This is a genomic window from Nocardia sp. NPDC047038 (assembly GCF_040644075.1).
GTDB lineage: Bacteria > Actinomycetota > Actinomycetes > Mycobacteriales > Mycobacteriaceae > Nocardia > Nocardia sichangensis.
The window spans coordinates 949,057-975,293 of the sequence record NZ_JBEYVQ010000001.1 but is presented as its reverse complement, the minus strand read 5'-3'; the positions used below and the strand labels follow the sequence as shown (position 1 = coordinate 975,293).

The following is a 26,237-nucleotide window of genomic DNA, read 5'->3' as shown; positions in this document are numbered from 1 at the left end:
TCGCTCGACACGCCCTTCGCCGGTATGGCTGGCCGGCCGTTGTGACCCCAGCGCGCACCGCCGAGCGCATTCGCGTCGCGGCCGTCGGCGACCTGCATATGCACGCGGCCGTGGCCGGGCGTTTTCGTCCGGACTTCCTGCGCCTGTCCGAAGCCGCCGATGTCCTTTTGCTCGCAGGCGATCTCACCGATGGCGGTACCCGCTCGCAAGCCGATCTGCTGTGCGCGGAACTCGAAAGTCTTCCCATGCCGGTGGTCGCCGTACTCGGCAATCACGACCATGACGACGAATCGGGCGACCTGATCGCGGCACGGCTCACCACGGTGGGCGTCCACGTACTCGACGGCACTTCGATCTATCTCGAGATCAACGGCATTCGGCTCGGCGTCGCCGGAGTCATGGGCGGCAGCGGTGGCTTCCCCGGCCATCCCGGCACACCGGACGAAGGATCCGCCGAACACCGCGCTCGCATGCGGCGCGGACCGGTCGACGCCCTTCGCCTACGCCGGGCACTCGGCCGGATCGACTGCGAAATTCGCATCGCGCTCACACATTTCGCGCCGGTCGTCGACACCCTGGCCGGGGAACCGCCGAAGATCTACCCCGGCCTGGGTTGCCATGACCTGGCCGAGGCGGTCGACGCGGGCGGGGCGGTGCTCGCCGTCCACGGGCATGCCCATGGCGGTACCGAATTCGGCCGCACCCAGGGCGGCGTGCCGGTACGCAACGTCTCCTACCCGGTACTGCGGCGCGCCTACGTCGTCTACGAGGTCGGGCGGGCTCGCGACGTCCGGCGGACCACGAGCAAGTACCGTCCCCGCCATGATCGTCGCCCGTTCACTGCTGCTGTTCGCCCTCGCCGCGCTCGCCGAAATCGGTGGTGCCTGGCTGGTGTGGCAGGGCTGGCGAGAACAGCGCGGCGTCGTCTGGATCGCCGCGGGCGTGCTCGCGCTCGGCGTCTACGGATTTGTCGCCACCTTCCAGCCGGACCCGAACTTCGGCCGCATCCTGGCCGCCTACGGCGGTGTCTTCGTCGCGGGCTCGCTGGCCTGGGGCATGCTGGTGGACAAGTTCCGCCCCGATCGCTGGGACTACCTCGGTGCGGCGATCTGCCTGGTCGGCGTCACGGTCATCATGTACGCGCCGCGCCGCTGACCGGAGCATCGCGGCGCCATCGATCGTTGTCTCGCGAATCCGGTGCACGCCCTCGAGGAACGACCGCGCGAGCGTCCCGCGGGCGAGTGCTCCGATTCACTCGGGTGCGCCGAACGCCCACACCGCCGCAGGCCGGCCGGTCGCTGTGACCCGACGCCGTTCGGCGGTGCGCGCCAGTCCCGGGATGGCCGCCGGCGTCCGGTTCAGGTTCGCCGCACCGGGACGGGCTCCGGACAGCGCCGTGCCGGCCTCCACCGCCGGACTTCGGTCAGTCCGCGGCGTCTGCGGCTTCGAGCACTCCCCCGATCAGCATCGTTCCCGGCGCTTGCCTGCCACCGGGTCCGGAAAGCCACCGGACATTGTCCGCGGTGAGCGACCCACCGCACTCCCGGCACACCACCACGCCGGACGTTGGCCGCCCGCACTCGCGATGGACCACTACGGCGGGCGGGCCTTCCGCGCCCGCGAGCCATTTGTCACCCCAGGTGAGCAGCATCGCGAGGACCGGATACAGGTCACGGCCACGTTCGGTGAGCAGATACTCGTAGCGGGCCGGATTCGACTGGTACGCCCGCTTTTCCACGATGCCGTGCTCACGCAGCACCTCCAGACGAGCGGCGAGCACATTGGAAGCGATGCCGAGGTCGCGACGCAGATCCTCGAAGCGGGTCAGGCCGACGAACAGATCGCGCAGGATCAACGGCGTCCAGCGCTCGCCGATCGCGTCGACCGTGCGCGCGATCGAGCAAACGATGTCGGAGAAAGCGGCCTTGGGCATTTGCCCAGTCTAGTCCATTGCTTTTTGCAAGTGACTTGAACTAGGTTCGGAATCAGCGCCGAGCGAAGGGGTTGACCAGCATGTCCGACGCCATCACCGAGTTCCGATCCGCGACCGAAAGCGGCGACATGGATGCGCTGGCACGGGTACTCGCGCCCGATGCCGAATTGATTTCACCGCTGTCCGGCCGACTGGTCTTCCGCGGCCGGGACGACCTGCGCGTGCTGCTCTCCGCCGCGTACGGCAGTCTCACCGGCTTGCGGTGGACCGAGGAGATCGGCGACGGCGCGCGGCGCGTCCTGCTGGCCGAAGCCGGGATCGGACCGTTCCGGCTGACCGAAGCGCTGGTGCTGCGGCTCGACGACCAAGGCCGCATCCGCACGTTGCAGCCACACCTGCGTCCGTGGCTGACGCTCACCTACCTCGCGGTGCGCTTGGCGCTAGGCCTGTCCAAGCATCCCGGCCTCATGCGGCGTGCGGCCAAGGCCACATAGACTCCCACTCGTGGACCCGCTCGCCCGAATCCGCGCGATCTGCCTGGATCTGCCGGAAAGCACCGAACGGCCCAGCCACGGCTCCCCCACCTTCTTCGTGGCGGCGAAGAAGGCGTTCGTGTACTACCTCGAGGACCGGCACCGGGAGCCGGGTACGACGATCTGGTGCCCGGCTCCCCTAGGCGTGCTGGCCGAAATGGTCGCCGCCGAGCCCACCCGGTTCTTCGTGCCGCCCTACGTCGGGCACCGCGGCTGGATCGGCGTCCGGCTGGACGTGGAACCCGACTGGGACGAAGTCGCCGAGATCGTCCGGGACGGTTACCGACTCGTCGCCCCGAAGCGGCTCTCGGCGCTGCTGACCTGACGGCGGGTCAGGTCACCAGCGTCTCCGTCAATCCCGCCGCGGTGAGTTCCAGACGCCGGGTCACCCCGATGTCGTCGAGGAAGCGCTGATCGTGGCTGACCACGATCAGCGCGCCCTCGAAGCCGGCCAGCGCCTGGGTGAGGTGCTCCAGGCTGGGCAGGTCGAGGTTGTTGGTCGGCTCGTCCAGTAGCAGCAGGCGCGGCGCGGGGTCGGCCAGCAGCAGCATCGCCAGCGCCGCGCGCAACCGTTCACCGCCGGACAGCGCCGCCGCCGCGACGTCGGCGTCCGCGCCGCGGAACAGGAAGCGGGCCAGCTGCGCCCGGATCCGCTCCGCGGAGGCGTGCGGCGCGGTGGAGGCGACATTCTCGAATACCGTCTTCCGCTCGTCGAAGACGTCCAAGCGCTGCGGCAGCATCCGCCACGGCACCTTCGGCCCCTCCTCGACGATGCGCCGCAGCAGCGTCGTCTTGCCGACGCCGTTGCGGCCGGTCAACGCGATCCGCTCCGGACCGGACACCCGCAACGCCACCGTCGGCCCGCACGCCAGCTCGACTCCGTCCAGCTCGATGACGTCCTGACCGGGATACAGCCGCGTGTCGGGCAACTCCACCCGGATCTCCCGATCGTCGCGCAACAACTCCTTGGCCTGCTCGAGCTGTTCCTTGGCGGAGTCCAACTTTTCGATGTGGTTGTTGCGCAACTTGCCCGCGGACACCTGCGCCTGCCGTTTGCGTTCGCCCATCACGATTTTCGGCTCCCGCTTCTGGTCCCACATCTTCTGCCCGTACCGCTGCCTGCGGTCCAGTTTGATGCGCGCCTCGACGAGTTCGCGTGCCTGTTTGCGGACATCGCTGCGCGCGTCCCGGATCGCGGCGCGGGCGGCCTCCTGCTCGGCGGCGACGATCCGCTCGTATTCGCTGAAATTGCCGCCGAACAACCGGAGTTCGCCGTGGCGCAGCTCCGCGATGGTCGCCATCCGATCCAGGAGCGCACGGTCGTGGCTGACCGTGAGCACCGTGCCGGAGAATTGACCGATCACCTCGTAGAGCCGCGCGCGAGCCACCCGATCCAGGTTGTTCGTCGGTTCGTCCAGCAACAGCACGTCGGGCTCGGCGAGCAGCTCGGCGACCAGTCCGAGCAGCACCGTCTCGCCGCCGGACAGGGTGTCGAGCGTGCGATCGAGATGCTCCACCGAGTCGGCGACATAGTGCAGGCCGAGCCGGGCCAGCAGCGCCAACGCCCGCTCCTCGACATCCCACTGGTTGCCTACCGAGTCGAAATCGGCCTCGCTGCCGACTCCGGATTCGATGCGGTGCAAGGCTTTTCGCACCTCCGCGATGCCCAGCACCGCGTCGACGCGCTGCCCCGAGCCCAGACCGAGGTCCTGGCGCAGATACCCGAGATGCCCGGCGACCGTGACGGACCCGCGAACGGGCTTCAACTCCCCCGCGATCAACCGCAGCAAAGTGGATTTACCCGCACCGTTCCCGCCGACCAGGCCGATGTGACCGGGGCCGAGCACAGCGTCGAGGCCCTCGAAAACGGGGGTGCCGTCCGGCCAGCCGAAAGTGAGATCGGAAAAAGACAGATTGGTCATGCCAGCTCCCAGAGGTTGCGACGAGACACGGCGCGCGAATGCGGGCCGCACGGTGGCTACCTCAAATGAGCAACGGCAGAACTCCGATCAACGGAAATAAGACCTCTACAGGTTAATCACAACTTCGGCAGATGCGCCAGTGCGATTCGGATCACGCTTCGTCAGGACGACGCGCCGATGGCGGCGGCGACGGCCACGGGCAACGGATAGGGGCGCTCCTCGGGAAGGGCCCGAGTCGCCGCCTCCAGCTTCCCGTCCGCTAGCAACTGCCGCAGCTGCCGCGCTTCCCCGGTGACATCGCGGATCCCGGTGATCCAGCGGTCGAGGAAATACACCACGGCGATACCGCCCAAGCCCACTTGCAGGGAGCGGTACGCCAGCGGACGATGCGCGAGGTCACGTTCCGGATCCCACTGGACGCGTACCGGACTCGCCCGCAACCGCTCGGCCCACACCTCACGATCCGGGTGGAGCTTCCGGTCGTAATGGCTGAGGCAGGCATGCGCCAGCGCCCATTCGAACCCGGCACGGGTGATCGTCACCGCCAAGACCCGCTCCTGGCCGGGCTTGCTCGCCCACCCGCAGCGATACATCATCCACAGGAACGAGGGCTTGATCCAGGTCATCCGCTCCCGGCGAAACGGCTCGACGAAAGTCCCAGCGGCAACGGCGGGTTCGGCGATCTCCGGGGAATAGGCCTGATAGACGACGATCGTCCGCTCGTCGTAGACCGCCCGGATCCGGCGCGGCGGCTCCTCAGGTCGCATGCCGCGATCCTGACAGTCGCCGCGGTGGCGAGCAACAGAATTAGGCTGCGAGCGGCTCCCCGCGGGCGGCCCCCGCGCACGGCCGGTGTCGGCTCAGAGCTGAACGATCGAGGTCAGCGGGTAGTCGCCCTGCCGGGCGCGCCCGCCAAGGAAGCCGAGTTCCAGCACCACCGCGGCGGCGGCCACTTCGGCGCCCGCCTGCTTGAAGAGCTCGGCCGCGGCGGCGAGCGTGCCGCCGGTGGCGAGGACGTCGTCCAGCAACAGAACGCGACGGCCGGTCAGGTCGAGGCCGTCCGCGGGAATCTCCAGCGCGGCGGTGCCGTATTCGAGGCTGTACTCCCGGCTGATCACCGGCGGCGGCAGTTTGCCCGCTTTGCGGACGGCGAGCACGCCGGTGCCGAGGGACGCGGCGACACCCGCACCGAGCAGGAAGCCACGGGCGTCGACGCCGGCAACCAGATCGGCGTCGGGTGCGCACGCGGCCAGGCAATCGACCACGGCGCGGAAGCCCTCGGCGTCGGCGAACACCGGGGTGAGATCCGCGAAACGTACACCGGGCGTGGGGAAGTCGTCGTGCCAACGGGTCAAACGGTCGACCACCTCGGCGGCTCTGGTGGTCCGTTCGGCGGCTACATTCTCGGACTCGATCGCCGCGTGCTTGCTCATCGACACCTCTCCATGATCACATCACCCACACCGTCTATCACCGCTCGAGCACCCACCGGTCCATGTTCCAGCCGGTTCCGGCCTGGTTGGGGGCAGCGATCCCGTTGCGCAACCCCTTGCCGAAGGCGATCGTGCGCGGGGTGGCGAACAACGGAATGCTCGGCAGCTCCGCCCACAGCAGGTTCTCGGCCTCGGTGAGCAGATTCAGCTGTGCGGCCGAACTGTCGTCGGCCCCGAGCTGATCGGTGATCGCATCGTAACGGCCGTTGCCGTACCGTCCGAAATTGAGACCGTTACCGGTGCGCAACGCGCTGGTCGCGGCCACTCCCCCGATCGAGCCCGCCGGACCGGGGGCCGACGCGGTGCTGCCGAGGACGGCGTCGACCTTGCCCTCGGTGAGCCGGGCGGGAGTGAAATCGGGCGCTCCGGCGTCCACCACGGTGATGCCCGCCGGTTTGCAGGCCTCGGCGATCATGGTGACCGTCTGCGCGCGCCGGTCGTCCGGACCCGCGTAGCCGATCCGGACGGTGGGATTCGGGGCGCCGGAGGCGGCGACGGCCCTGGTCGCGTTCGCCACGTCACCGCCGGAATAGTTGTTCGACGCGCCGATGACCGCCGGGTAGAGCAGGGAATCCTGTTGCACCACATGCGCGTTCAGCGGTCCGGAGCCGAGCCCGGTCTTGGGTGCGTCCGGCATCTTCCCGAGCTTGTCGAACAGCGTCTGGCGCGGCAGGCACAGCGCGAACGCCCGGCGCGCCTCGACCGAGGCGAACACCCCGCCGGTGGACAGCGTCAACTGCTCGGCGCCGCGGCCGGGCAGCGTCTGCACCGAGAATCCGTTCAGATTCAGGTCCTTCACCGAGTGCGCACCGACGTCGAGCACGCCGACGGCGTTGTCGCCGACCTTCTTCTTCAAGTCGAAGGTCTTCGGCCACACCACGATCCGCCCGGTCGCGGGTTTGTTTCCCCACCAGCGCTCGTTGGCCACCAGCACCAAACCGTCTTCGCTGCCGAAGGATTCGATGCGGTAGGGCCCCGACGAGGGGAACCGCGACAGGTCGAGCCGTCCGTCGGCCGGAATGGTCCATCCGGTGTTCCAGAACTCCGCGATCCTGCCGAGGGCGTTCGGATCGCCGGTCTGCAACGCCGACACCACGTTGGGCACGTTCGCCACTTGGGCCGCGACGTGCGCGGGCATCAGCTCACCAGCCGCGAACAGGTTGCGCCACGGCAGGTACCGCCTGCCGGGCCGGAACACCACCGTGGCATCCCGCGAGCCGGGCTGGCAGTCGACCCGCTCGATGGCGTCGTAGCCGCTGGTGCTCGCGGCGTCGAACAGCGGAACGGGGCCCCGATCACCGGGTTTGGTGTACCGCCCGCTGCGGGCGGCCCAAGCCAGGACCAAGTCGTCGCAGGAGGTCGGCACACCGTCGGAGTACACGCCGTCGGGATTGAGGCGGTACTGGATGGTCTGCGACTCGCCCGGCACCTCCTTGGCGGTCCCGAAGTCGGTGTCGGCGACCTGCTGGCCGTCCGGACCGGTGTAGAAGAAGCCGGTCAGTACCCGGGAGAACACCGCGGAGGACCCGGAACTCGCCCCGAGCGAGCTGGCGCCGTTATAGGTGGCGATGGTGGCATCGGTCGCGTAGCCGATGGAGGGCACCTGATTCTTGCTGGAGCAGCCGACCATCAGCCCGGCGGCCAGCGTCCCCGCAGCGAGCGCTCCGATCAGTCGTACCGCACTGCGTGGCTGTCGCATGAAACCCCTTGCCTGGTGTCAGTTCCGCCTCTTGTGCCGTTTGCCGCTCGGGCGCGCGCCGGGTCGCGGCGCCTGCCCGGCCGCGCGCTGCTTGCGCGGCGCCTCTTCGTAGTCCCGCCCGGCTGCCACGCTCGCCCGGCGCTCCGCCGCGACGCCCGCACGGGCGCTCGCCGCGCCGGCCCGCTTGGCCAGAACCTTCTTCGTGTGCGCCGCCACGGGCCCCCAGCGTTCCTTGATCGAGACCAGCAGCGGCGTAGCGAAGAAGATCGAGGAGTACGTGCCGACCAGCAGACCCACCAGCTGTACCAGCGCCAAATCCTTCAGGGTGCCGACGCCCAGCATCCACACCGCGATCACCATCAGCCCGACGATCGGCAGAATGCCGATCAAGGCGGTGTTGATCGAGCGCATGAGCGTCTGGTTCACCGCGAGGTTGGCCTGTTCGCCGTAGGTGCGCCGAGTCAGGTGCAGGATACCGTGGGTGTTCTCCTCCACCTTGTCGAACACGACGACGGAGTCGTAGAGCGAGAAGCCGAGAATGGTCAGGATGCCGATCACGGTCGCCGGGGTGACCTCGAACCCGACCAGTGAGTACACGCCCGCGGTGACCGTGACGTCGAAGGCCAGCGCCGCCAGCGCCGCGATGGCCATGTGCGCCTCGTAGCGGATCGCGATATAGCCCGCGACGAGCACGAGGAACACCGCGAGCGCGATGATCGCCTTGCGCGTGATCTGGCTGCCCCAGGTCTCGCTGACATCGGAGGTGCTGATCGCGGCCCGGCTCGGGTTGCCGGACTTGTCCTTCGGCTGGAACTCGGCGAACAGCGCGCTGTTGAGCGCCTCGACCTGCTTCTGGTTCAGCGCCTCGGACCGGATCAGCATGGTGGCCGATCCGCCCGCGCCGACGGTCTGCACCGAGACCGGGTCGGTGCCGATCGCGCCGCGGTAGACATCCTCCACCGCGCTGGTGGTCGCGTTCCCCGCCGGGAACTGGATGCGCGAGCCGCCCTCGAAGTCGATGCCGAAGTTGAAGCCGCGGAAGATGATGCTGCCCAGCGAGACGAGCACGATCGCGGCGGTGATGATGTACCACATCCGGCGTTTGCCGATCACGTCGATCGCGCCGGTGCCGGTGTAGAGGCGGTTGAAGAAGCCGTGCTTGGGCGTCTGCGCGTCGCCGACCGCCGCGAACACGTCGGTGATCTCGGTGGCGCTCGTCTTGTCGAGCGACGGGGTGGTGTGGCTGTTGGTCATCGTCCTCACGCCTTCCCGAGTGCGGCCTCGGCCGCCTTCCGCTCGCGGGCGACCTGCTGGATCGCGCCGAGGCCGTTCACCGACGGCTTGGACCAGAACGCCGTCCGCGAAGCGAGCAGCACCAGCGGCGAGGTGACCAGGAACACCACGACCACGTCGAGGATCGTGGTGAGACCGAGGGTGAACGCGAAGCCCTTGACCTGTCCGACGGCCAGGATGTAGAGCACCGCCGCGGCGATGAAGCTGACCGCGTTGCCGGACAGGATGGTCCGGCGGGCGCGCTGCCAGCCGCGCGGAGCGGCGGAACGGAAGCTGCGGCCCTCGCGCATCTCGTCCTTGATGCGCTCGAAGAACACCACGAACGAGTCGGCGGTCATACCGATACCGATGATCAGACCGGCGATGCCCGCGAGGTCGAGCGTGAACCCGATCCAGCGCCCGAGCAGCACCATGATGCCGTACACCGCGAATCCCGATGCCACCAGCGACAGACCGGTGACGAATCCGAGCATCCGGTAGTACAGGAGGCAGTACAGCAGCACCACCAGCAGGCCGACCGCGCCGGCGAGCAGGCCCGCTTTCAGCGAGGACAGGCCGAGCGTGGCGGACACCGTCTCGGCTTCCGAGGTCTGGAACGACAGCGGCAGCGAGCCGTACTTCAGCGTGTTCGCCAGTTCCTTCGCCGACGTCGCGGTGAAGTTGCCGGAGATCTGGGTGCGGCCACCCTGCTGCGGGCCCTGCTGCACGACGGGTGCGCTGACCACCTTCGAGTCGAGCACGAACGCGACCCGCTTGTAGACGTACTCACCGGTGAGCGCCGCCCACGCGTCACTGCCGCCGGACTTGAAGTCCAGGTAGACCTCGTGCCTGGCCTGCTGCTGGTTCAGGCCCGAGGTGGCGTCCTTGATCTCCTGGCCGTCGATGCGGCTCTTGTCCAGCAGGAAGACCTCGGTGCCGTCGGTCGAGCAGGTCACCAGCGGAAGGGCCGGGTCGTCGTTGCCCGCGAGCGGATCGGCCTTTCCGCAGTCCATGGTGGCCAGCGCGGCCTGCTGCACCGACTGGTCGGTGCTCTGGCGCAGGGCCTTGGCCGCCTGGATCTCCTTGGTCGACTCTTCGGTGGGCTCCAGACCGGGATTCGTGGGCGGCTGCGTCGGCTGCTGAGCGGGGAACACGCGCTGCTGCGGGGCGGGCGCGGGCTCGGTGGTCTCCGGCGCGGCGGGCTGCGTGGTCTCCGGCGTCGTCGGCTGCGCGGCGGGCGCGGTCTGCGGGGTCGCTCCGCGTCCCGCCGCGGGCACGGCCTGCAGCACGGGACGGATGTAGAGCTTGGCCGTGGTCGCCAGCGCGCGCGCCTGCTGCCCGTCGTCGCCGGGCACGGTGATCACGATGTTGTCGCCGTCGATGACGACCTCGGATCCGCCGACACCGAGGCCGTTGACCCGGTTCTCGATGATGTCCTGCGCCTTCTTCAGGCTGTCCTGGCTCGGCTTGCTGCCGTCCGGCGTGCGCGCGGACAGCGTGACGCGGGTGCCGCCCTGCAGGTCGATACCGAGCTTGGGTGTCGGGGACTTGTCACCGGTGAAGAACACCAGCGCATAGATCACGGCCAGCAGCGCGGCATAGACACCGAGCAGCCGCAGCGGGTGCGCCGATCCCTGGGAAGGTGGCACAGTACGTCATCTCCTAGGCGGGAAGTCGAGGATGGAACATGCGGACGTGCACCAGCGCCGCCGGGTGCGCGGACGGACGGCCGCGGCGACATCCGGCGAGCCGGGGCACAACCGGAACGATCAGTCCTTGGTCAGGCGGGTCTCGGTCTGCTCGGCGGATTCCTCGACGGCCTCGGTGGTGTCCGAGCCGGTGGTCTCCGAGCCGGTCTCCTCGGTGCTCACCTGGTCGTCGGTGCGCACCTCACGGATGGCCTGGCGCAGCCACGTGGTGACCACGTCCTCGGCGATCTCGAGGTCGACCGTGGTGTCGTCGAGTTCGACCACGGTGCCGTACAGACCCGACGTGGTGACGACCTGATCGCCGATCTTCAGGCTGTCCTGCATCTGGGTGACCTTCTCGGCTTCCCGCTTCTGACGGCGGACACCGAGGAACATCGGCACGAGCAGGGCTACCAGTAGCAGCGGAAACAGCAGTTCCATCGTCGAAGTCAGTCCCTAGTGTCGTGGGTGGGATGGGCAAGTACCCACACAGTCTGCCAGTTCGCTGCGCGGGTGCCACACCCGCACGCCCGCTGGGCAGCTACAACGGCCCAGATCGCACACCGGCTCGCCCGCCGGGACACGCTCCGGCGGGCGAGCCGAGGTAACGGTGTCAGGCGGTCTTGCCGTAGACGTAGTCCTCCAGCGGGAAGGCGACCGCTTCGCGATGGGCGTTCAGTGTGCTGGTGGGCCGCAGCAAGGCGGCCTCACCGTGCTGGTTGAAGTAGTAGCTGCGCGCGGTGGCGCAGTCGCCGCCATAGAAGACCGAGGAGCCCAGCTTGTCGGTCACCCGGTCCAGGAACGCGGCGTTGGCCTGCTCGCTGACCTCGAAGGTGGTCTCGCCCCGGCGGCGCAACTCGCCGAACAATCTGCCCATGTGCTTCATCTGGGCTTCGATGGTGGTGAAGTAGGACAGGCCGCTGTAGGAGTACGGGCTGTTGAGGCTGAGGAAGTTGGGGAACTTCGGCACCGTGATGCCCTCGTAGGCTTGGAAACGGTTGTCCCGCCAGAACTTTCCGAGGTTCACCCCGTCCCGGCCGATGATCTCGATGGCCGGGAAGTTCACGTCCCACAGATTGAAGCCGGTGGCCAGGATCAGGGTGTCGATCTCGGTCTTGTGCCCGTCGGCGGTGACGATGCCGTCCGGCTCGATGTGGTCGATCGAATTCGTCTCCAGGCGCACGTGCGGCTGGTTGAACGTGGTGAAGTAGTGGTTGGAGAAGGTCGGCCGCTTGCACCCGAAATCGTAGTGCGGTGTCAGCTGCCTGCGCGTCGCCTTGTCGCGCACGGACGCCCGCAGGTGCGCCTTGGCCAGTGCTCCCGCCCCCTTGTTCAGCAGCTTGGCTTGCTTGAAGTGCAGCACCCCGACCACCATCAGCGCCTCCAGCAGGCTGGTGTTGACCAGTCGCGCGGCCTTCTGCGTGGCGGGGACCCGTTCGAACAGCTTGCGCACCGGGGCGGGAATCGCGGTGTCGACCTTCGGCACCACCCAGATCGGGGTGCGCTGGAACACCGTGAGCGCACGCGCCTTCTTGGCCACCTCGGGCACCAGCTGCACGGCGGTTGCGCCGGTGCCGATGATCGCGGCCGTGCGGCCGGTGAGGTCGAAGTCGTCCTCCCACGCGGTGGTGTGGATGATCTTGCCCGCGAACGAGTCGATGCCGGGGAACGGCGGGGTATAGGGCTGGGACAGGAATCCCGTCGCCGTCAGCAGGTATCGGCCGGTGACGGTTTCCCCGCCCGCGATCGAGACCACCCAGTGTTGCCGCTCTTCGTCCCAGCGCGCGCCGTCGACGACGGTGCCGAAGCGCATGCGGCGGCGCAGGCCGTACTTGTCGGCGACGTGCGCGGCGTACTTCTTCAGCTCCTCGCCCGGCGCGAACAGCCGCGACCAGTGCGGATTCGGTTCGAACGAGTAGGAGTAGGTGACCGAGGCGATGTCGACCGCGAGACCCGGATAGTGGTTGACGTGCCAGGTGCCGCCCAGGTCGTCCTCGCGTTCGAGGATGACGTAATTGCTCAGGCCGAGCCGATCGAGCTGAATACCGGCCCCCATACCGCCGAACCCCGCACCGACCACGACCGCGTCGTATTGAGGCGCCACACCGAACCTCCTGCTAGCTGAACCACATATCACGGAATGACACATCATTCCGTTTGTGATGACTGTATCATCGGGAAGGTGACGAAGCCATCCACGCGTGCCGAGCGACGGAAAGCCGAACTGCGCCAAGAGATCATCGACACCGCCTTCGTCTGTTTCGCGGAGAAGGGCTATCACGCCACCGGCATCGCCGACATCGCGGGACAGCTCGGCATCGGTCACGGCACCTTCTACCGCTACTTCAGCAACAAGCGCGAGATCATCGACCACGTCATCGATGACCTCGCCGCGCGCATCATCGCCGCCCTCGGCACCGAGAACGCCCCGGACGCCGCCGCCACCCTCGACGAATACCGCGCCCAGATCGACCGGATCGGGGTGGCCCTCACCGAAATCCTGCTGACCGATCGCCGGGTCGCCCAGCTGTTGCTGTTCCACGCCACCGGCATCGATGACGAACTCACCCAGCGGCTGTACGGACTGCTCGACACCGCCGACGCGCTGACCGCGGGCTATCTCGACCACGGTGTCGAGCAGGGCTACCTGCGCGCCGATCTGGACACGTCGAACACCGCGCGCGCGGTGACCGGCATGCTGATCGGGGGCATCGTCTACTCACTGCGCGAACCCGACGAGGCCGCGATCGCGGGGCTGAACCAGGCGATCCGCCGCCTGCTCGTGGACGGCGTGCGCAAGGACTGAGCACCTCGGCAATCCCCCTGACACCGCCACCGGCGCTAGGGTGAGGCGCACTGATCCGACGCTTTCGCCAGGGGGACGGCCCTTGTTCGCAAAAGGCCAGGGAATCGCGAAGTTTCCCTTCCGATCGGCCGGACGCGCCGAGCCTGACAGAATGTCGCCCGTGACTCCGGAGGACGTGCGCCGCACCCGTTTCGCGACCCCGACGCTCGGGCATCGCGGCTATCACGCGGACGAGGTGGATGCCTTCCTCGAACTCGTCGCCGCGACGCTGGCCGGGCGCGGCGTTCTCGCCGCCGACGATCTGCGGCATGTCGGTTTCGGCGCGCCCCGGCTCGGCCAGCGCGGCTACCGCGCCGACCAGGTCGACGAGTATCTCGACCAACTGCGCGCGGAACTGGAGTTCCGGCAGCGCGGCGTCCGTCCGGTGCCCGCCGCGAACGGCAACGGCCACGCCATGCTCACCTTCGACGATGTGCAGCGCATGCGATTCAGCCAGGCCCCGGTGGGCAGGCGCGGATACAACGAGGAAGAGGTCGGCGCGTTCCTCGATCTGGTCGCCGCGACCCTCGCGCACGGCGGACCGGGCAGCCTCACCCTCACCGACGTCGAGGCCGTCCGCTTCACCGAGGCCCGCCTCGGCACTCGCGGCTACCAGCGCGACGAGGTCGACGCTTTCCGCGACTTGGTCGCCGCCGCCCTGCGCCATCGCCGCTGACCCGCAACCGCGGCGGCGATCACCCGAGCGCGCGGCTCATTCGAACAGGTCGAGCGTGGGGTGCGGCTCGCGACCGCGCACTTCGATGGAACCGAACACCAGGTCGGGCGGCGGAACGAGACCGAGATGCTCCCACGCGGCGGCGGTGGCGACCCGGCCGCGGGGTGTGCGCGCGACCATGCCCGCGCGAACCAGGAACGGTTCGCAGACCTCTTCCACGGTCGCGGCCTCCTCCCCGACCGCCACAGCCAAGGTGGACACCCCCACCGGGCCACCGCCGAAACTGCGCACGAGCGCGCCGAGCACCGCGCGGTCGAGCCGGTCGAGACCGAGCACGTCCACGTCGTAGACCTCCAGCGCGGCCTGGGCGATGGGGCGGGTGATCCGGCCGTCGGCACGCACCTCCGCGTAGTCGCGCACACGGCGCAGCAAGCGATTGGCGATACGGGGCGTGCCGCGTGAGCGGCCCGCGATCTCGGCCGCCGCCTCCTCCTCGATGACGACACCGAGGATGTGTGCCGACCGTTGCAAGATGCGCAGCAATTCGCCGGGTTCGTAGAAGTCCATGTGCCCGGTGAAACCGAAACGGTCGCGCAGCGGACCGGTCAGCGCTCCGGATCTGGTGGTGGCCCCGACCAGGGTGAACGGTGCGATATCCAGGGGAATGGAGGTCGCCCCCGGCCCCTTGCCGACGACGACGTCCACCCGGAAGTCCTCCATCGCCAGGTAGAGCATCTCCTCGGCGGGGCGCGCCATCCGGTGGATCTCGTCGATGAACAGTACGTCGCCCTCGACCAGGTTGCTGAGCATGGCGGCGAGGTCTCCGGCCCGCTCCAGCGCGGGACCCGACGTGATCCGCAGCGCGGTGCCGAGTTCGGCCGCGATGATCATCGCCATGCTGGTCTTGCCCAGACCCGGCGGCCCGGACAGCAGGACGTGATCCGGTGTGCCGCCGCGCTGTTTCGCGCCGCGCAACACCAGCGCGAGCTGTTCGCGGACACGGGGTTGACCGATGAAGTCGTCCAGCGACTTCGGGCGCAGACTCGCCTCGATCTCGCCGTCGGACTTCAGATAGTTTGCGCTGACCTGCGATTCGGCGGGTTCCTCAGGATGATCCATGACGCCTTACCGGTTCTTGCCGAGCAGGCCGAGCGCCGCCCGGAGGGCGGCGGAGGTGTCGGCGGCGGGCTGTTCCGCCAGCACCGCGTCGATCGCCTGTTCGGCCTGTCTGACGGCGAAACCGAGGCCGACGAGCGCTTCGGTGACCTGGTCACGCACGGGGGTGATCACCGCGGCGGGCGCGGATCCGGGCGGGCCGGCAGGCACGGGAACGAGATTCACCTTGTCGCGCAGTTCCACCACCATGCGCTCGGCGCCGCGCTTGCCGATGCCGGGGACCCGGGTCAGTGCCGCCACGTTGCTCTCGGCCAGCGCTTTGCGCAGCGCTTCGGGTTCGAGTACGGCCAGCACCGCCATGGCCAGGCGAGGCCCGACGCCCGAAACGGTCTGCAACAGGCCGAACAGGTCGCGGGCCTCGGTGTCGGCGAAACCGTAGAGGGTCATCGAGTCCTCGCGGACGATCATCGCGGTGTAGAGCCGGGTTTCCTCACCTCGGGTGAGCCCGGCCAGGGTGGACGGAGTGGCATTGAGCCGGTAGCCGACGCCTGCCGCCTCGATCACCGCGTGGTCGAGGGCGATTTCCAGCACTTCACCGCGTACCGACGCGATCACCCGTGCACCGCCTTCCGTTGTTCGGCCAGCCGCTCCCGGTATCGGCGCTGCGCCGCGGCCGCCTTGGCCTCCGCCGCCGCCATCCGCTCCAGCAGCGGCGCTCGCCAACAATGGCAGATCGCCAGCGCCAGCGCATCCGCCGCGTCCGCCGGTTTCGGCGCGGACCGCAGCCCGAGGATACGGGTGACCATGGCGGTCACCTGCTTCTTGTCCGCGGTGCCGTTGCCGGTCACCGCGGCCTTCACCTCGCTGGGTGTGTGGAACGCGACCGGGATTCCCCGGCGCGCGGCGGCCAGCGCGATCACGCCGCCCGCCTGCGCGGTGCCCATGGCGGTACGGACATTGTGCTGAGCGAAGACGCGTTCGATGGCGACGGCCCCCGGCTCGTGGATGTCCATCCAGCGTTCGGCTGCGTCCGCGACCGCGAGCAGGCGCTGCGCCAGATCCATATCGCCGGGAGTGCGGACCACGTCGACGTCCACGGCGGTGACCTTCCGCCCCGATCCGCCCTCCACGATGCTGAGGCCGCAGCGAGTGAGTCCGGGGTCGACGCCCATCACCCGCACGACAACCCCTCTCGCAGACACGAACAACTGTTCGAGAGTCTAGCGGAGGCTTCGCCTTTCGCCGTCCAGCGACACAGCCCCGGGCTATTCGCCGACAACCGCCGCTTCCCGCCCGGCGCCCGGCAACCCCAGCAACTCCGGACGGCTCGCGCGTGCCGCCCACTGCCGCGCGGGATCGGCCACGAGGCGCCGCGCCGCCAGATCGAGCAAGCCACTGACATTGGTCACCGTCGCGGCCACCACGCCGTCGGCGCGGGTCAGGACGTGCTCGACACGATAGGTCTTGCCGTCTCCCCACTGCCAGGCGCACGAGACGTCCACGGTGTCGCCACCGCGGAGTTCGCGCTGGAAGCGGAGCACGGTCTCCAAGTTGACCGGCCCGAGCCCGGAGGCGATCAGCTCGTCCACCGACACGCCCGCCGCCTGAACACAGGCGAAACGGGCGTGATCGGCGAATTGGTGGTAGGCCGCGCCGGTGACGTGCAACTGGGGATCCAGGTCGGAGACCCGGATTTCGATGCAAGTACTGAACGCCACGCGCCGACTATGTCAGCGAGGACCGACAAGTTCGCCCCACCGGTGCTGCGGACCTGCCGTACCCGTGACGACACGGCGGCTGCCGGCGCAGGAGGTCTCAAGTCCCGCAGACCTGCCGCGCGAACGCACCGTGTGCCCGTTCGTCGAAGAGAACGAATCGCGCCTCCGATACCGCCGTCTCGGTCGTACGAACCGTGTCGACAGCGATTCGCGCCCCGTCGTCCATCGGCCAGCCGAAGATCCCGGTCGAGATCGCCGGGAAGGCGACCGTGCGCGCCCCCAATTCGTCCGCCACACGCAGGGATTCGCGATAACAGGAGGCCAGCAGAGCGGAGCGGTCCTCGACGTCCGACCACACCGGCCCGACGGTGTGGATGACCCACCGCGCGGGAAGCCGACCCGCCGTGGTGGCCACCGCCGCTCCGGTGGCAAGTCCCGCGCCGTAGTGGGACGCCCGCAATCGGCGGCATTCCGCCAGGATTTCCGGGCCGCCGCGCCGGTGGATCGCTCCGTCCACTCCCCCGCCGCCGAGCAGCGACGAATTCGCCGCGTTGACCACCGCGTCGACCTCCTGTTCGGTGATGTCGCCGCGCACCAGCACCAGTTCGACCATGCTCGCATTCTCCTCGCGCACCCCGGACGGCACGACAACATTTCGGGCCGGTCGCACAGGAGGGCCTGAGCCGATTCACAGCGTCTCTCGAGGAACTGCCTGCACAATGCCGGACGTGCCGATACTCGCCGCGCCCACGTCTCCGGCGCCACCGCAGGTTCCCCCGGCGAGTCCGGCCTCGAACCAGCAGCACACCTTCCACCACGGGATCTCACTGCTGCACGGCTGGCTGCCGGTGACCGTCGCGCTCCTCGCCGCGGTGGTCGTGCTGCTCGCCGTCGCTCGGCGCGGCAGACAGTGGTGGCTGATCCAGCTGCCGGTTTGCGTGGCGCTCGGCGTCGCGGGAGCGCTGGGCGCCGCGTGGTACGTGGCCGACGAGGGATTGGCCTCCGATCCGGCGCCCACCCGATTGTGGGCGTGGGTCGGCGCGACCGCCGTCGCCACCGCCGTCGCGGTCGTCGGCTGGCCGGGCGCACGCTGGCGGCGGCGCGGGATCGCGGTCCTCGCCATCCCGCTGACCCTGGTGAGCACCGGAATCGTGCTGAACCAGTGGGTCGGCTACTACCCCACCGTGCAGGCCGCCTGGGGCGCGGTCACCGCGGGTCCGCTCCCGCACGAAACCGACCTCTCGGCGTTGCCCGGCCTGCGGAACACCGCCGTTACCGACGGCAAACTGGTGCCGGTGCGCATTCCCGACGCGGGCAGCGGATTCCCGCATCGCACCGAATACGTCTACCTGCCACCAGCGTGGTTCGCCGGGCCGACCCCGCCCGCTCTGCCGGTGGTGATGATGATCGGCGGCGAGTTCAACACGCCGGCGGACTGGATCCGCAGTGGCCAGATCATGCCCGCCCTGGACAGCTTCACCAAGGCCAACGGCGGCCGCGCGCCGATCCTCGTCTTCGTCGACTCCAGCGGCAGCTTCAACAACGACACCGAATGCGTCGACGGCCCTCGCGGCGACGCCGCCGACCATCTGACCGAGGACGTGCCCGCCTATGTCGAATCGCGGTTCGGCGCCTCGGCCGATCCCGCGAATTGGGCGGTGGTCGGCTGGTCCATGGGCGGCACCTGCGCGGTGGACCTCGCGGTCATGCACCCCGATCTGGTCCACACCTTCGTCGACATCGCCGGTGACCTCGGGCCGTCGTCCGGCACCAAGGAGCAGACCATCGCCCGGCTCTTCGGCGGTGACTCCGCCGCATGGGCCGCGTTCGACCCGCTGACCGTCATGGCCGCGCACGGTCGCTACAGCGGCGTCGCCGGCCTGTTCGACGACCTCGTCCCCGCACAACGCTCCGGCGGGGGGACGAGGCGCGCGCCCGTTCCAGACGACGACCGCGCGGGCCTCGGCGGCCGTGACGGGATACCCGATTCCGGTGAGGTCGGAGCCGCCGACAAACTCTGCGCCGCGGGACGCGCGGTCGGCATCGATTGCACCGTCTACACCACCCAGGGCGGCCACACCTGGCAGTTCGCTTCGGCAGCGTTCACCTCGTCGCTGCCGTGGATCGCAGGCCGCGTGGGTCTGCCCGTCACGGCCGCCGACTGAACCGGTCGGCGCACCGGCGTTCAGCTCGCCGCGGCGCCTGCTCGTGCACGGAACGTACGCCGATAAGCCTGCGGTGACACGCCGATCGCGTCGGCCAGATGTTGACGCAACGAAGTCCCGGTGGCGAAGCCGACCTCGCCCGCGATGCGATCGACGGTCAGGTCGGTGGTTTCGAGCAGATGCCTGGCGCGGAAGACCCGCTGCTGGATCAGCCACCGTCCCGGGCTCATGCCGACCTCGTCGCGGAAGCGCCGGGCGAAGGTTCGTTTACTCATCCGGGCGCGGGCTGCCAGTTCATCGACGGTCAGCGAATGGCGCAGGTTCTCCAGGGCCCATTGGCGGACCGCGGCGGTCCCGGCCGACGTCTCGGGCGGCACGGGTTGCTCGATGTATTGCGCTTGGCCGCCGTCGCGCCACGGGGGAACGACGCAGCGGCGCGCGACCGCGTTCGCGACGGCGCTGCCGTGATCGCGCCGCACCAGATGCAGGCAGACGTCCAGTCCTGCCGCGGCGCCCGCCGACGTGAGGACGTCCCCGTCATCGACATAGAGCACGTCCGGGTCGAGGCGGACCCGCGGGAAGGTGCGCCGGAACAGACCGGCCTGATTCCAGTGCGTCGTGGCTGGTCGATCATCGAGCAGCCCTGCGGCCGCGGCGATGAAGGCACCGGTGCAGATCGCGACGATCCTGGCCCCCGCCGGAATCAGCGCGAACGCGTCGAGCACCGGCTGCGGCAGCGTGCCGGTGAGAGCCGTCGTGATGTCGCAGGCGGGCAGCACCACGGTGTCCGCGTTCCGCAAGGCGCGGCTGTCGTGGGCCACCGCGATGTCGAAATCGGCGGCACTGCGCACCGGACGACCGTCGACCGAGCAGGTGATCACCTCGTATCTACCTGCCGCACTGCCGAACACCCGATTCGGGATACCGAGTTCGAAGGGGTAGACCCCCGCCAGCGCCAACACCACCACTCGATGAGGCGCCGTCGAATCCATGGCATGATCATATCGAAGAATGGCAATCGTGCCATTTTCTTTGCCGTCGGATACCGGCAGGCTGACAGCCGTGACCGAAATCGACAGCACCGCGACCATGCGCGCGATCAGCCAGCAGACCCTCGGCGGACCCGAGGTGCTCACCGAAGTGAAACTGCCGCGGCCGGTGGCCGGCCCCGGCCAGATCCTGGTCCGGGTCCGCGCGGCCGGGCTCAACCCGACCGACTGGCGCCACCGCGCCACCGCGGGACTGTTCCTTCCCGAGCCGCCGTTCGTCCTCGGCTGGGACGTCTCCGGCGAGGTCGCGGCCACCGGCATCGGCGTCACCCTGTTCCGCCCCGGCGACGAGGTGTTCGGCATGCTCCCTTACCCGTACGGCCACGGTTCCTGCGCCGAATACGTCGTCGGCCCCGCCCGCGCCTTCGCCCCCAAACCGGCCGCGCTCGACCACACACAGGCGGCGGCGATCCCGCTCGCCGCGCTCACCGCCTGGCAGGCGCTGGTCGACACCGCCGGGCTCAGCCCCGGGCAACGCGTACTGATCCATGCGGCAGCGGGCGGCGTCGGCCACTTCGCGGTTCAGATCGCCAAAGCGCGCGGGGCGTACGTCATCGGCACCGCCAGCGCGCCGAACCACGCGTTCCTGCGCGATATCGGCGCCGACGAGGTGATCGACTATCGCGACACCGACGTCGCCGAGACGGTCCGCGACGTCGACCTGGTGCTGGACTCGATCGACGACGACAACAGCATCCGGTCCCTGCGCACCCTGCGTCCCGGCGGACTGCTGGTGACGTTGCGGGCCTTCGGCGCGGTCGACTTGGCAGTCGAGGCGGAGGCGCTGGGCGTGCGCGCGATCCGGATGCTGGTGGAGCACGATCACGCGGGCATGCTCGCTCTCGCCGGACTCGTCGAATCCGGCGCGTTGCGCCCGGCGGTCGCCCGGTCGTTCCCGCTGTCCGCGGCAGCCGAGGCGCACGCGCTCGGCGAGACCGGGCGAACCGTCGGCAAATTGGTACTCACCGTGCCATGAAATATGCCACGATCAGGACCTTCGCGCTTCTACCATCCCAGGATGAGCAAAGGCGCAAAAGCAGTCCTCGAAGGCGGGCCGCACGATCTGCCCTCGCGCATCGTCCCGATCACCCCACCCGGCGTGGAATTGAAGGTGCCGTTCCGCGGCGGATACGAGCACTTCAAGGTCAGTCAGCGGGAGCAGGACACGCCTGAAGGGCGGCTGCGCGTGTACGAGTGGTGCGACCGCACCGAGATCGCGGAGTGAGTCCGGCCCCACCTCCCCGGCGGCCGCAGCGCCGACCGGAAGGTGGGGGCGCGGCCGCCGAGCGGTGCGCTGGGAACCAGGAATGAACCCACTCGGGGCGGCCCGTACACAGACCGGCCGCCCCGATTTCGCGCTCAGCATCCCGCCGTGCGGGGGTACGGCGCGCGGTCGATCGACTAGTCCTCGAGCTCGGCGAGCACGTCGTCCGGGATGTCGACGTTGGTGTAGACGTTCTGCACGTCGTCGCTGTCCTCGAGGGCATCCACGAGTTTGATCACCTTGCGGGCGCCGTCGACGTCCACCGCGACCGACACCGACGGCTGGAAGCCGGATTCGGCGGAGTCGTAGTCGATACCGGCGCCCTGCAGCGCGGAGCGGACCGCGATCAGATCGCCCGGCTCGCTGACGATCTCGAACGACTCGCCGAGATCGTTGACCTCCTCGGCGCCCGCGTCGAGCACGGCCAGCAACACGTCGTCCTCGGACAGCCCGTTCTTCTCCAGGGTGACGATGCCCTTGCGATGGAACAGGTAGGCCACCGAGCCAGGGTCGGCCATGTTGCCGCCGTTACGCGTCATCGCGACCCGCACCTCGCCCGCGGCCCGGTTGCGATTGTCGGTGAGGCACTCGATCAGCACGGCGACGCCGTTGGGACCGTAGCCCTCGTACATGATCGTCTGCCAGTCGGCGCCGCCGGCTTCCTCGCCGCCGCCGCGCTTGCGGGCGCGCTCGATGTTGTCGTTGGGGACCGACGACTTCTTCGCCTTCTGGATGGCGTCGTACAGCGTCGGGTTGCCTTCCGGGTCACCGCCACCGGTCCGGGCCGCCACCTCGATGTTCTTGATCAACTTCGCGAACAGCTTGCCGCGCTTCGCGTCGATCGCAGCCTTCTTGTGCTTGGTGGTGGCCCATTTGGAGTGGCCGCTCATTCCCTACTTCCTTCAGGTCGGTGGCACGTCTGGTGGTGTGTACGGTACCGGCACCGCCGGGCGGACAACTTCTCCAGCCTACTCGGGCCTCCACCACGGCCGTACAGAGCGGCCCCGACTACGCGGCGGCCGAACGGACGATCTCCACGAACATGCGGTGCACCCGCAGATCGCCGGTGACCTCGGGATGGAACGACGTCGCCAGGACGTTGCCCTGCCGCACCGCGACGATCCGGCCCGCGGCGGGGCCATCCGGCACCGTGGCCAGCACCTCGACGCCCGCACCCGCCCGCTCGACCCACGGTGCGCGGATGAACACCGCTCGCACCGGACCGTCGGTCAGGCCGGAGAACGGCAGGTCGGTTTCGAACGAGTCGACCTGACGGCCGAACGCGTTGCGCCGCACCGTCATATCGATGCCGGACAGATGCTGGGCGTCCGGGCGGGTGTCGAGCACCTCCGAGGCGAGCAGGATCATGCCCGCACAGGAACCGAACGCGGGCATACCGTCGCGCAGCCGCGCGCGCAGCGGCTCCAGCAGGTCGAAGGCCTGCAGCAGCTTGCTGATCGCGGTCGACTCGCCACCGGGCAGCACGAGCGCGTCCACGGCCGCGAGCTCCGCCTCGCGCCGGACCAGCACCGGCTCGGCGCCGCAGTGCGCGAGCGCGGCGACGTGCTCCCGGACGTCGCCTTGCAGCGCGAGCACGCCGATCATGGGACGGGACCGCGCCTGTCCGGTGTCGGCGGCGGGTGCGGTGACCGAGGAAGCGTTCACGCCGGAAAGCTTACGAGCCGTACCGATGTGGGCCCGCTCACGGTCGGCCGCATCCGCGTCGCGATGGCCGCCGGGTCAGTCCTCCCGCAGCCTGCGGATGAGGCCTTCCTGCACCACGGCCGCGACCAGCGTGCCTTCTCGGGTGAAGATCTTGCCGCCGGTCAGCCCCCGGCCGAAAGCCGCTGACGGCGAGGACTGGTCGTAGAGCAGCCATTCGTCGGCGCGGAACGGGCGCAAGAACCACATCGCGTGGTCGAGCGAGGCATTCTGGGTCGGCTCGTCGGGATGGATGACCTTCGACGAACCCAGCAGCGTCATATCGCTCATGTAGGCGAGGGTGCACACGTGCACCAGCGGATCGTCGGGCAGCAGGTGCCGGTAGCGGAACCACACCTGCTGCTGGGAGACCACACCATCGCGGCGGGACACGTTCTCGTGCGGGACCATGCGTATGTCCCAGTGTTCCCACTCCCGCATCGCCCATAGCCGTTCTGGCGTCATCGTGGTGCTGGCGTCGGGCAGATCCTCCGGCATCGGGACATCGGGCATGACATCTTGATGCTCGGGCCCCTCGTCGCCGATGTGGAACGAGGCCGACATGGTGAATATCGCGGCGCCGTCCTGGATGCCGGTCACCCGGCGGGTGCAGAACGAACGCCCGTCCCGGATGCGCTCGACCTGGTAGACCGTCGGCTCCTGCGGATTACCCGGACGGAGGAAATAGCCGTGCAGGGAGTGCACCTGAAATCGCGGTTCCACCGTCCGGACCGCGGACACGAGCGCCTGGCCGGCAACCTGGCCGCCGAACGTGCGCGCGAGCTGGGTCTTGGTGGACGCGCCACGGAAGATGTCCCGCTCCAGCCGCTCTATTTCCAGCGCCTCTTCGATTGTCGCCATGCGCTGAGATTATCCCGGCCGCTCACGGCGTCGCAGTTCGGCCGCCGGTGAACGCCTGGCTACGCCCACGCCGCACCGGCCGTCGCACTTTGCTGAGATGGATGGGTGCCGCGCTTCCTGCCCATCACGCCCGACGCCCTCGTCACGCAGGTGATCCAGCCCGTGCTGACCGCGACCGCACACACGGTGATCGCCGTCGACGGCGCGGACGCCGCACAGCCGGTGGCGCTCGCCGACCGGATCGTGGAGGCGCTGCGCGACGCGGGACGGTCGGCCCACGTGGTCTCCTTGCACGACTACGTGCGTCCCGCCTCGCTGCGCATGGAGTTCGGCCGCACCGACGAGATGTCCTATCGCACCGCGTGGTTCGACTACGCCGCGCTGCGCCGCGAAGTCGTGGAGGCGCTGCGCGAGCACGGCCGGTGGCTGCCCGCGTTGTGGGATGAAGCCGCCGACCGCTCCGCGCGCGCCGCGATCCGCACGGCGCCGCCCGCGACCACCGTTGTCGTCGCCGGCCCGATGCTCGCGGGCCGCCACCTCGACGCCGACCTGATCCTCCGACTGGAGCTGTCCGAGGCCGCGCTCCGCCGCCGCACCCCACCCGACGCGCAATGGACCATCCCGGCCCTGCTGCGGCACGATGCCGATAATCCCTACACGCCGACCTTCTTCGTGCGCTGGGACCACCCTGATCGTCCGGCGCTTCGAGTCGACCAGGACCGGGCCGACTAGGTTCCCGGGTCCTTGTCGATTACCGCTCGAGCTCGGCTTCTGTGGTGAGGCACAATCTCATCATTGGATGCGCATAACCACGTAGCCATATGTGTTCCCGGCGCCCAGCGGTCAGACCAGCCGATGCCCGCCGTCCACGTGCAGGACCGTGCCGGTGATGAAGGGATTGCGCATCACGCCCAGCATCGCCTGCGCGATATCGGAAGGGCGGCCGATGCGCCCGACGGGCAGGCGTGCGGCGAGCTGCTGGTGACGTTCGGTTTTCGCGGGCCCGGCGATGGTGTCCCAGATCGGTGTGTCGACCCACCCCGGCGAGACCACGTTGACGCGGACCGGGCCGAGCTCCAGGGCCAGCGCGTAGGCCAGCGAGGCGAGCGCGCCGTTGACCGCCGCCACCATGGCGCCGCCCGGCGCGGGCCGATACGCCGCGACGCCGGAAGTGAACGTCACCGAGCCGCCCGGTACGACCCGGGCGTGCTTGGCGAGCAGCATGGGGCCGATCAATTTGGCGGAAACGAGGTTCCGAGCCAGGTCGGCGTCGAACCGATCCAGCTGCTGATAGGCGCCGGTGACATCGGCGGCGGTGGTGACGACATGATCGACCGGCTCCGATTCGGCGAACAAACGCTCGAGGTCGGCTTCGCGGGTGATGTCAGCGACGACCGAGCGCACCGTGCCCGGCCCCGCGGACAAGGTGCGCTCCGCCGCGGCGAGCCGTTCGGCGGAACGGCCCGCGATGGTGACCTGCGCGCCCGTATCGATCAGCGATGCCGCCAGCGCGAGTCCCATGCCGGAGCTGCCGCCCACGATGACGACGCGTTCGGGTGTTGTGCTGCTTGCTGTCATGACTCCACCCGACCATCGCCGCGGTCGAGTGTCCATGTCGCACTGCCGAATACGCCTTAGGCACGGGCTAACACCGCAGGCCGTGGACCGATTCGGTGCACGGACCGCGGTGGGTGGAGCCGACGCCGGTCACGACGAAACGAACGTCACCGCCCGCGCGCCGGGCCGGCTCCCGTCATCACGCGGTGCAGGCCGGGGACTGCTGGTTCAGGTTGGCCAGCGCCTGGCAGGCCCAGGCCTTCTGGACCTTCCACTTGCCGTCTTCGAGGACGAACGGAACGTCGACCTGGTTCGCCTGCCCGTTGACGGTGAACGTGGCCTGGGCGGTGACCGTGTCACCGAAGGCGGTGACGCCCGTGACCACTGCCGTGGCGTTGGCCTGCTGAAACGCCTGGGCCAAGCGGTTGGGCAGGCTCGGATCGGCCTCGATGCCCTGCACGAGGTCGAGCTTCTCCTCGTTCGGCACCGCGGGGTCGAGCGCTCGCTGCAGGTTGGCGTTGAGTTCTTCTTTGGTGGGCGGGGCAGGTACCTTCGCGGTCGCCGAAGCGGCGGCGGTGGTGGTGTGGGTGGAGTTGTGCGAATCGCTCTTGTCGTCGCTGCCGCAGGCGGCCAGGCCGAGGGCGGCCACAAGGGCTAGGCCCGCTGCTGCGATGCGTCCGGTCTTGAGAAGCTTCAACTGTTCGTCCTTTGCGCTCGGATCGATCCGACGGTGATAGGGCGCGAT

The 26,237-nt window shown here is 69.1% G+C and carries 29 protein-coding genes and 2 pseudogenes; 10 read left to right on the top strand and 21 right to left on the bottom strand.

From position 1 onward, the window contains the following. Window positions 1-98: 98 nt before the first annotated feature. Window positions 99-623: pseudogene (locus ABZ824_RS04775) on the top strand (metallophosphoesterase); the annotation flags it as partial. Window positions 624-822: 199 nt separating this feature from the next. After that, window positions 823-1,155 (top strand): YnfA family protein, encoded by a 333-nt coding sequence (locus tag ABZ824_RS04770; protein ID WP_355070497.1) that lies wholly within the window; start codon window positions 823-825, stop codon window positions 1,153-1,155. Between the two features lie 96 nt (window positions 1,156-1,251). Here ABZ824_RS04770 and ABZ824_RS04765 read toward each other — a convergent pair. Both ABZ824_RS04765 and ABZ824_RS04760 read right to left on the bottom strand, forming a co-directional pair. Then, window positions 1,252-1,398 (bottom strand): annotated as a pseudogene (locus ABZ824_RS04765) (NUDIX hydrolase); the annotation flags it as partial. A gap of 25 nt (window positions 1,399-1,423) precedes the next feature. Next, window positions 1,424-1,933 (bottom strand): helix-turn-helix domain-containing protein, encoded by a 510-nt coding sequence (locus tag ABZ824_RS04760; RefSeq protein WP_356961649.1) that lies wholly within the window; start codon window positions 1,931-1,933, stop codon window positions 1,424-1,426. An 80-nt stretch (window positions 1,934-2,013) separates the two neighbouring features. Between ABZ824_RS04760 and ABZ824_RS04755 the strand changes: the two genes are divergently transcribed. Both ABZ824_RS04755 and ABZ824_RS04750 read left to right on the top strand, forming a co-directional pair. After that, on the top strand, window positions 2,014-2,427 hold the full coding sequence (locus tag ABZ824_RS04755) for a nuclear transport factor 2 family protein (RefSeq protein WP_356961648.1): 414 nt from the start codon (window positions 2,014-2,016) through the stop codon (window positions 2,425-2,427). A 10-nt stretch (window positions 2,428-2,437) separates the two neighbouring features. Then, window positions 2,438-2,791 carry an MmcQ/YjbR family DNA-binding protein gene (locus ABZ824_RS04750; protein WP_356961646.1) on the top strand — a complete coding sequence of 118 codons (354 nt, stop codon included), beginning with the start codon at window positions 2,438-2,440 and terminating at the stop codon, window positions 2,789-2,791. A 7-nt stretch (window positions 2,792-2,798) separates the two neighbouring features. On the opposite strand, the gene ABZ824_RS04745 is transcribed toward ABZ824_RS04750, so the two are convergent. The 8 genes from ABZ824_RS04745 to ABZ824_RS04710 form a co-directional block, all read right to left on the bottom strand. Next, window positions 2,799-4,388: an ATP-binding cassette domain-containing protein gene (locus ABZ824_RS04745; protein ID WP_356961644.1), complete on the bottom strand. Its 1,590-nt coding sequence runs from the start codon at window positions 4,386-4,388 to the stop codon at window positions 2,799-2,801. Window positions 4,389-4,549: 161 nt separating this feature from the next. Then, window positions 4,550-5,155, bottom strand: a complete 606-nt coding sequence (locus ABZ824_RS04740; protein WP_356961643.1) for a DUF4291 domain-containing protein — start codon at window positions 5,153-5,155, stop codon at window positions 4,550-4,552. Between the two features lie 93 nt (window positions 5,156-5,248). Beyond that, window positions 5,249-5,821, bottom strand: a complete 573-nt coding sequence (locus tag ABZ824_RS04735) for an adenine phosphoribosyltransferase (RefSeq protein ID WP_355070486.1) — start codon at window positions 5,819-5,821, stop codon at window positions 5,249-5,251. Window positions 5,822-5,858: 37 nt separating this feature from the next. After that, window positions 5,859-7,580 (bottom strand): ABC transporter substrate-binding protein, encoded by a 1,722-nt coding sequence (locus tag ABZ824_RS04730; protein ID WP_356961641.1) that lies wholly within the window; start codon window positions 7,578-7,580, stop codon window positions 5,859-5,861. Window positions 7,581-7,598: 18 nt separating this feature from the next. Then, complete coding sequence (gene secF, locus ABZ824_RS04725) at window positions 7,599-8,834, bottom strand: protein translocase subunit SecF (protein WP_355070482.1); 1,236 nt, start codon at window positions 8,832-8,834, stop codon at window positions 7,599-7,601. Between the two features lie 5 nt (window positions 8,835-8,839). Continuing rightward, window positions 8,840-10,501, bottom strand: a complete 1,662-nt coding sequence (gene secD, locus ABZ824_RS04720; RefSeq protein ID WP_356961639.1) for a protein translocase subunit SecD — start codon at window positions 10,499-10,501, stop codon at window positions 8,840-8,842. 120 nt (window positions 10,502-10,621) lie between these two features. Continuing rightward, window positions 10,622-10,981, bottom strand: a complete 360-nt coding sequence (gene yajC, locus ABZ824_RS04715; protein ID WP_355070478.1) for a preprotein translocase subunit YajC — start codon at window positions 10,979-10,981, stop codon at window positions 10,622-10,624. 172 nt (window positions 10,982-11,153) lie between these two features. Further along, window positions 11,154-12,644 carry an NAD(P)/FAD-dependent oxidoreductase gene (locus ABZ824_RS04710; RefSeq protein ID WP_356961637.1) on the bottom strand — a complete coding sequence of 497 codons (1,491 nt, stop codon included), beginning with the start codon at window positions 12,642-12,644 and terminating at the stop codon, window positions 11,154-11,156. A 36-nt stretch (window positions 12,645-12,680) separates the two neighbouring features. Between ABZ824_RS04710 and ABZ824_RS04705 the strand changes: the two genes are divergently transcribed. Then, window positions 12,681-13,346, top strand: coding sequence for a TetR/AcrR family transcriptional regulator (locus ABZ824_RS04705; protein WP_355070474.1), 666 nt, complete (start codon window positions 12,681-12,683; stop codon window positions 13,344-13,346). A gap of 151 nt (window positions 13,347-13,497) precedes the next feature. Continuing rightward, window positions 13,498-14,061 carry a DivIVA domain-containing protein gene (locus ABZ824_RS04700; RefSeq protein ID WP_356961635.1) on the top strand — a complete coding sequence of 188 codons (564 nt, stop codon included), beginning with the start codon at window positions 13,498-13,500 and terminating at the stop codon, window positions 14,059-14,061. 36 nt (window positions 14,062-14,097) lie between these two features. On the opposite strand, the gene ruvB is transcribed toward ABZ824_RS04700, so the two are convergent. The 5 genes from ruvB to ABZ824_RS04675 form a co-directional block, all read right to left on the bottom strand. Further along, entirely contained in the window at window positions 14,098-15,180 is a 1,083-nt protein-coding gene (gene ruvB / locus ABZ824_RS04695; RefSeq protein ID WP_355070470.1) for a Holliday junction branch migration DNA helicase RuvB, read from the bottom strand. A gap of 6 nt (window positions 15,181-15,186) precedes the next feature. Beyond that, window positions 15,187-15,792: a Holliday junction branch migration protein RuvA gene (ruvA, locus tag ABZ824_RS04690; RefSeq protein WP_356961634.1), complete on the bottom strand. Its 606-nt coding sequence runs from the start codon at window positions 15,790-15,792 to the stop codon at window positions 15,187-15,189. Continuing rightward, window positions 15,789-16,358: a crossover junction endodeoxyribonuclease RuvC gene (gene ruvC / locus ABZ824_RS04685; RefSeq protein WP_356961633.1), complete on the bottom strand. Its 570-nt coding sequence runs from the start codon at window positions 16,356-16,358 to the stop codon at window positions 15,789-15,791. The genes ruvA and ruvC overlap by 4 nt, the downstream gene beginning before the upstream one ends. An 84-nt stretch (window positions 16,359-16,442) precedes the next feature. Continuing rightward, entirely contained in the window at window positions 16,443-16,895 is a 453-nt protein-coding gene (locus ABZ824_RS04680; RefSeq protein WP_356961631.1) for an acyl-CoA thioesterase, read from the bottom strand. Window positions 16,896-16,992: 97 nt separating this feature from the next. Continuing rightward, window positions 16,993-17,508 carry an O-acetyl-ADP-ribose deacetylase gene (locus tag ABZ824_RS04675; RefSeq protein WP_355070464.1) on the bottom strand — a complete coding sequence of 172 codons (516 nt, stop codon included), beginning with the start codon at window positions 17,506-17,508 and terminating at the stop codon, window positions 16,993-16,995. Between the two features lie 121 nt (window positions 17,509-17,629). On the opposite strand from ABZ824_RS04675, the gene ABZ824_RS04670 reads away from it, so the two are divergent. Beyond that, on the top strand, window positions 17,630-19,060 hold the full coding sequence (locus tag ABZ824_RS04670; RefSeq protein WP_356962458.1) for an alpha/beta hydrolase-fold protein: 1,431 nt from the start codon (window positions 17,630-17,632) through the stop codon (window positions 19,058-19,060). Between the two features lie 20 nt (window positions 19,061-19,080). On the opposite strand, the gene ABZ824_RS04665 is transcribed toward ABZ824_RS04670, so the two are convergent. Next, window positions 19,081-20,052, bottom strand: coding sequence for a helix-turn-helix domain-containing protein (locus tag ABZ824_RS04665; protein ID WP_356961628.1), 972 nt, complete (start codon window positions 20,050-20,052; stop codon window positions 19,081-19,083). 97 nt (window positions 20,053-20,149) lie between these two features. Between ABZ824_RS04665 and ABZ824_RS04660 the strand changes: the two genes are divergently transcribed. Both ABZ824_RS04660 and ABZ824_RS04655 read left to right on the top strand, forming a co-directional pair. Further along, window positions 20,150-21,085 (top strand): NADP-dependent oxidoreductase, encoded by a 936-nt coding sequence (locus ABZ824_RS04660; protein WP_356962456.1) that lies wholly within the window; start codon window positions 20,150-20,152, stop codon window positions 21,083-21,085. A gap of 42 nt (window positions 21,086-21,127) precedes the next feature. Continuing rightward, complete coding sequence (locus ABZ824_RS04655; protein WP_355070461.1) at window positions 21,128-21,334, top strand: DUF5988 family protein; 207 nt, start codon at window positions 21,128-21,130, stop codon at window positions 21,332-21,334. 176 nt (window positions 21,335-21,510) lie between these two features. Here ABZ824_RS04655 and ABZ824_RS04650 read toward each other — a convergent pair whose 3' ends face one another. The 3 genes from ABZ824_RS04650 to ABZ824_RS04640 all read right to left on the bottom strand — a co-directional run bounded on the left by ABZ824_RS04650 (window position 21,511) and on the right by ABZ824_RS04640 (window position 23,935). Next, the gene (locus tag ABZ824_RS04650; RefSeq protein ID WP_355070459.1) at window positions 21,511-22,263 is read right to left on the bottom strand and encodes a YebC/PmpR family DNA-binding transcriptional regulator; all 753 of its coding nucleotides are present in this window, start codon (window positions 22,261-22,263) and stop codon (window positions 21,511-21,513) included. Window positions 22,264-22,381: 118 nt separating this feature from the next. Next, complete coding sequence (pdxT, locus tag ABZ824_RS04645) at window positions 22,382-22,978, bottom strand: pyridoxal 5'-phosphate synthase glutaminase subunit PdxT (protein WP_356962455.1); 597 nt, start codon at window positions 22,976-22,978, stop codon at window positions 22,382-22,384. Window positions 22,979-23,113: 135 nt separating this feature from the next. After that, window positions 23,114-23,935: an acyl-CoA thioesterase II gene (locus ABZ824_RS04640; protein WP_356961626.1), complete on the bottom strand. Its 822-nt coding sequence runs from the start codon at window positions 23,933-23,935 to the stop codon at window positions 23,114-23,116. A gap of 105 nt (window positions 23,936-24,040) precedes the next feature. Between ABZ824_RS04640 and ABZ824_RS04635 the strand changes: the two genes are divergently transcribed. Beyond that, complete coding sequence (locus ABZ824_RS04635; RefSeq protein WP_356961624.1) at window positions 24,041-24,667, top strand: hypothetical protein; 627 nt, start codon at window positions 24,041-24,043, stop codon at window positions 24,665-24,667. A gap of 111 nt (window positions 24,668-24,778) precedes the next feature. On the opposite strand, the gene ABZ824_RS04630 is transcribed toward ABZ824_RS04635, so the two are convergent. Beyond that, window positions 24,779-25,513: an SDR family oxidoreductase gene (locus tag ABZ824_RS04630; protein ID WP_356961623.1), complete on the bottom strand. Its 735-nt coding sequence runs from the start codon at window positions 25,511-25,513 to the stop codon at window positions 24,779-24,781. A gap of 178 nt (window positions 25,514-25,691) precedes the next feature. Continuing rightward, complete coding sequence (locus ABZ824_RS04625) at window positions 25,692-26,189, bottom strand: hypothetical protein (protein WP_355070451.1); 498 nt, start codon at window positions 26,187-26,189, stop codon at window positions 25,692-25,694. Between the last annotated feature and the right edge of the window lie 48 nt (window positions 26,190-26,237).

What these genes read in the sequence shown, in the direction of transcription:
- yajC (WP_355070478.1), bottom strand. Translation starts at nt 10,981, where the DNA reads ATGGAACTGCTGTTTCCGCTGCTACTGGTAGCCCTGCTCGTGCCGATG.
- ABZ824_RS04745 (WP_356961644.1), bottom strand. Translation starts at nt 4,388, where the DNA reads ATGACCAATCTGTCTTTTTCCGATCTCACTTTCGGCTGGCCGGACGGC.
- ABZ824_RS04630 (WP_356961623.1), bottom strand. Translation starts at nt 25,513, where the DNA reads ATGACAGCAAGCAGCACAACACCCGAACGCGTCGTCATCGTGGGCGGC.
- ABZ824_RS04705 (WP_355070474.1), top strand. Translation starts at nt 12,681, where the DNA reads ATGACACATCATTCCGTTTGTGATGACTGTATCATCGGGAAGGTGACG.
- ABZ824_RS04665 (WP_356961628.1), bottom strand. Translation starts at nt 20,052, where the DNA reads ATGGATTCGACGGCGCCTCATCGAGTGGTGGTGTTGGCGCTGGCGGGG.
- ABZ824_RS04755 (WP_356961648.1), top strand. Translation starts at nt 2,014, where the DNA reads ATGTCCGACGCCATCACCGAGTTCCGATCCGCGACCGAAAGCGGCGAC.
- ABZ824_RS04700 (WP_356961635.1), top strand. Translation starts at nt 13,498, where the DNA reads ATGTCGCCCGTGACTCCGGAGGACGTGCGCCGCACCCGTTTCGCGACC.
- ABZ824_RS04640 (WP_356961626.1), bottom strand. Translation starts at nt 23,935, where the DNA reads ATGGCGACAATCGAAGAGGCGCTGGAAATAGAGCGGCTGGAGCGGGAC.
- ABZ824_RS04650 (WP_355070459.1), bottom strand. Translation starts at nt 22,263, where the DNA reads ATGAGCGGCCACTCCAAATGGGCCACCACCAAGCACAAGAAGGCTGCG.
- ABZ824_RS04730 (WP_356961641.1), bottom strand. Translation starts at nt 7,580, where the DNA reads ATGCGACAGCCACGCAGTGCGGTACGACTGATCGGAGCGCTCGCTGCG.
- ABZ824_RS04675 (WP_355070464.1), bottom strand. Translation starts at nt 17,508, where the DNA reads ATGGTCGAACTGGTGCTGGTGCGCGGCGACATCACCGAACAGGAGGTC.
- ABZ824_RS04655 (WP_355070461.1), top strand. Translation starts at nt 21,128, where the DNA reads ATGAGCAAAGGCGCAAAAGCAGTCCTCGAAGGCGGGCCGCACGATCTG.
- ABZ824_RS04770 (WP_355070497.1), top strand. Translation starts at nt 823, where the DNA reads ATGATCGTCGCCCGTTCACTGCTGCTGTTCGCCCTCGCCGCGCTCGCC.
- ABZ824_RS04660 (WP_356962456.1), top strand. Translation starts at nt 20,150, where the DNA reads ATGCGCGCGATCAGCCAGCAGACCCTCGGCGGACCCGAGGTGCTCACC.
- ABZ824_RS04760 (WP_356961649.1), bottom strand. Translation starts at nt 1,933, where the DNA reads ATGCCCAAGGCCGCTTTCTCCGACATCGTTTGCTCGATCGCGCGCACG.
- ABZ824_RS04740 (WP_356961643.1), bottom strand. Translation starts at nt 5,155, where the DNA reads ATGCGACCTGAGGAGCCGCCGCGCCGGATCCGGGCGGTCTACGACGAG.
- secF (WP_355070482.1), bottom strand. Translation starts at nt 8,834, where the DNA reads ATGACCAACAGCCACACCACCCCGTCGCTCGACAAGACGAGCGCCACC.
- ABZ824_RS04735 (WP_355070486.1), bottom strand. Translation starts at nt 5,821, where the DNA reads ATGAGCAAGCACGCGGCGATCGAGTCCGAGAATGTAGCCGCCGAACGG.
- ruvB (WP_355070470.1), bottom strand. Translation starts at nt 15,180, where the DNA reads ATGGATCATCCTGAGGAACCCGCCGAATCGCAGGTCAGCGCAAACTAT.
- pdxT (WP_356962455.1), bottom strand. Translation starts at nt 22,978, where the DNA reads ATGATCGGCGTGCTCGCGCTGCAAGGCGACGTCCGGGAGCACGTCGCC.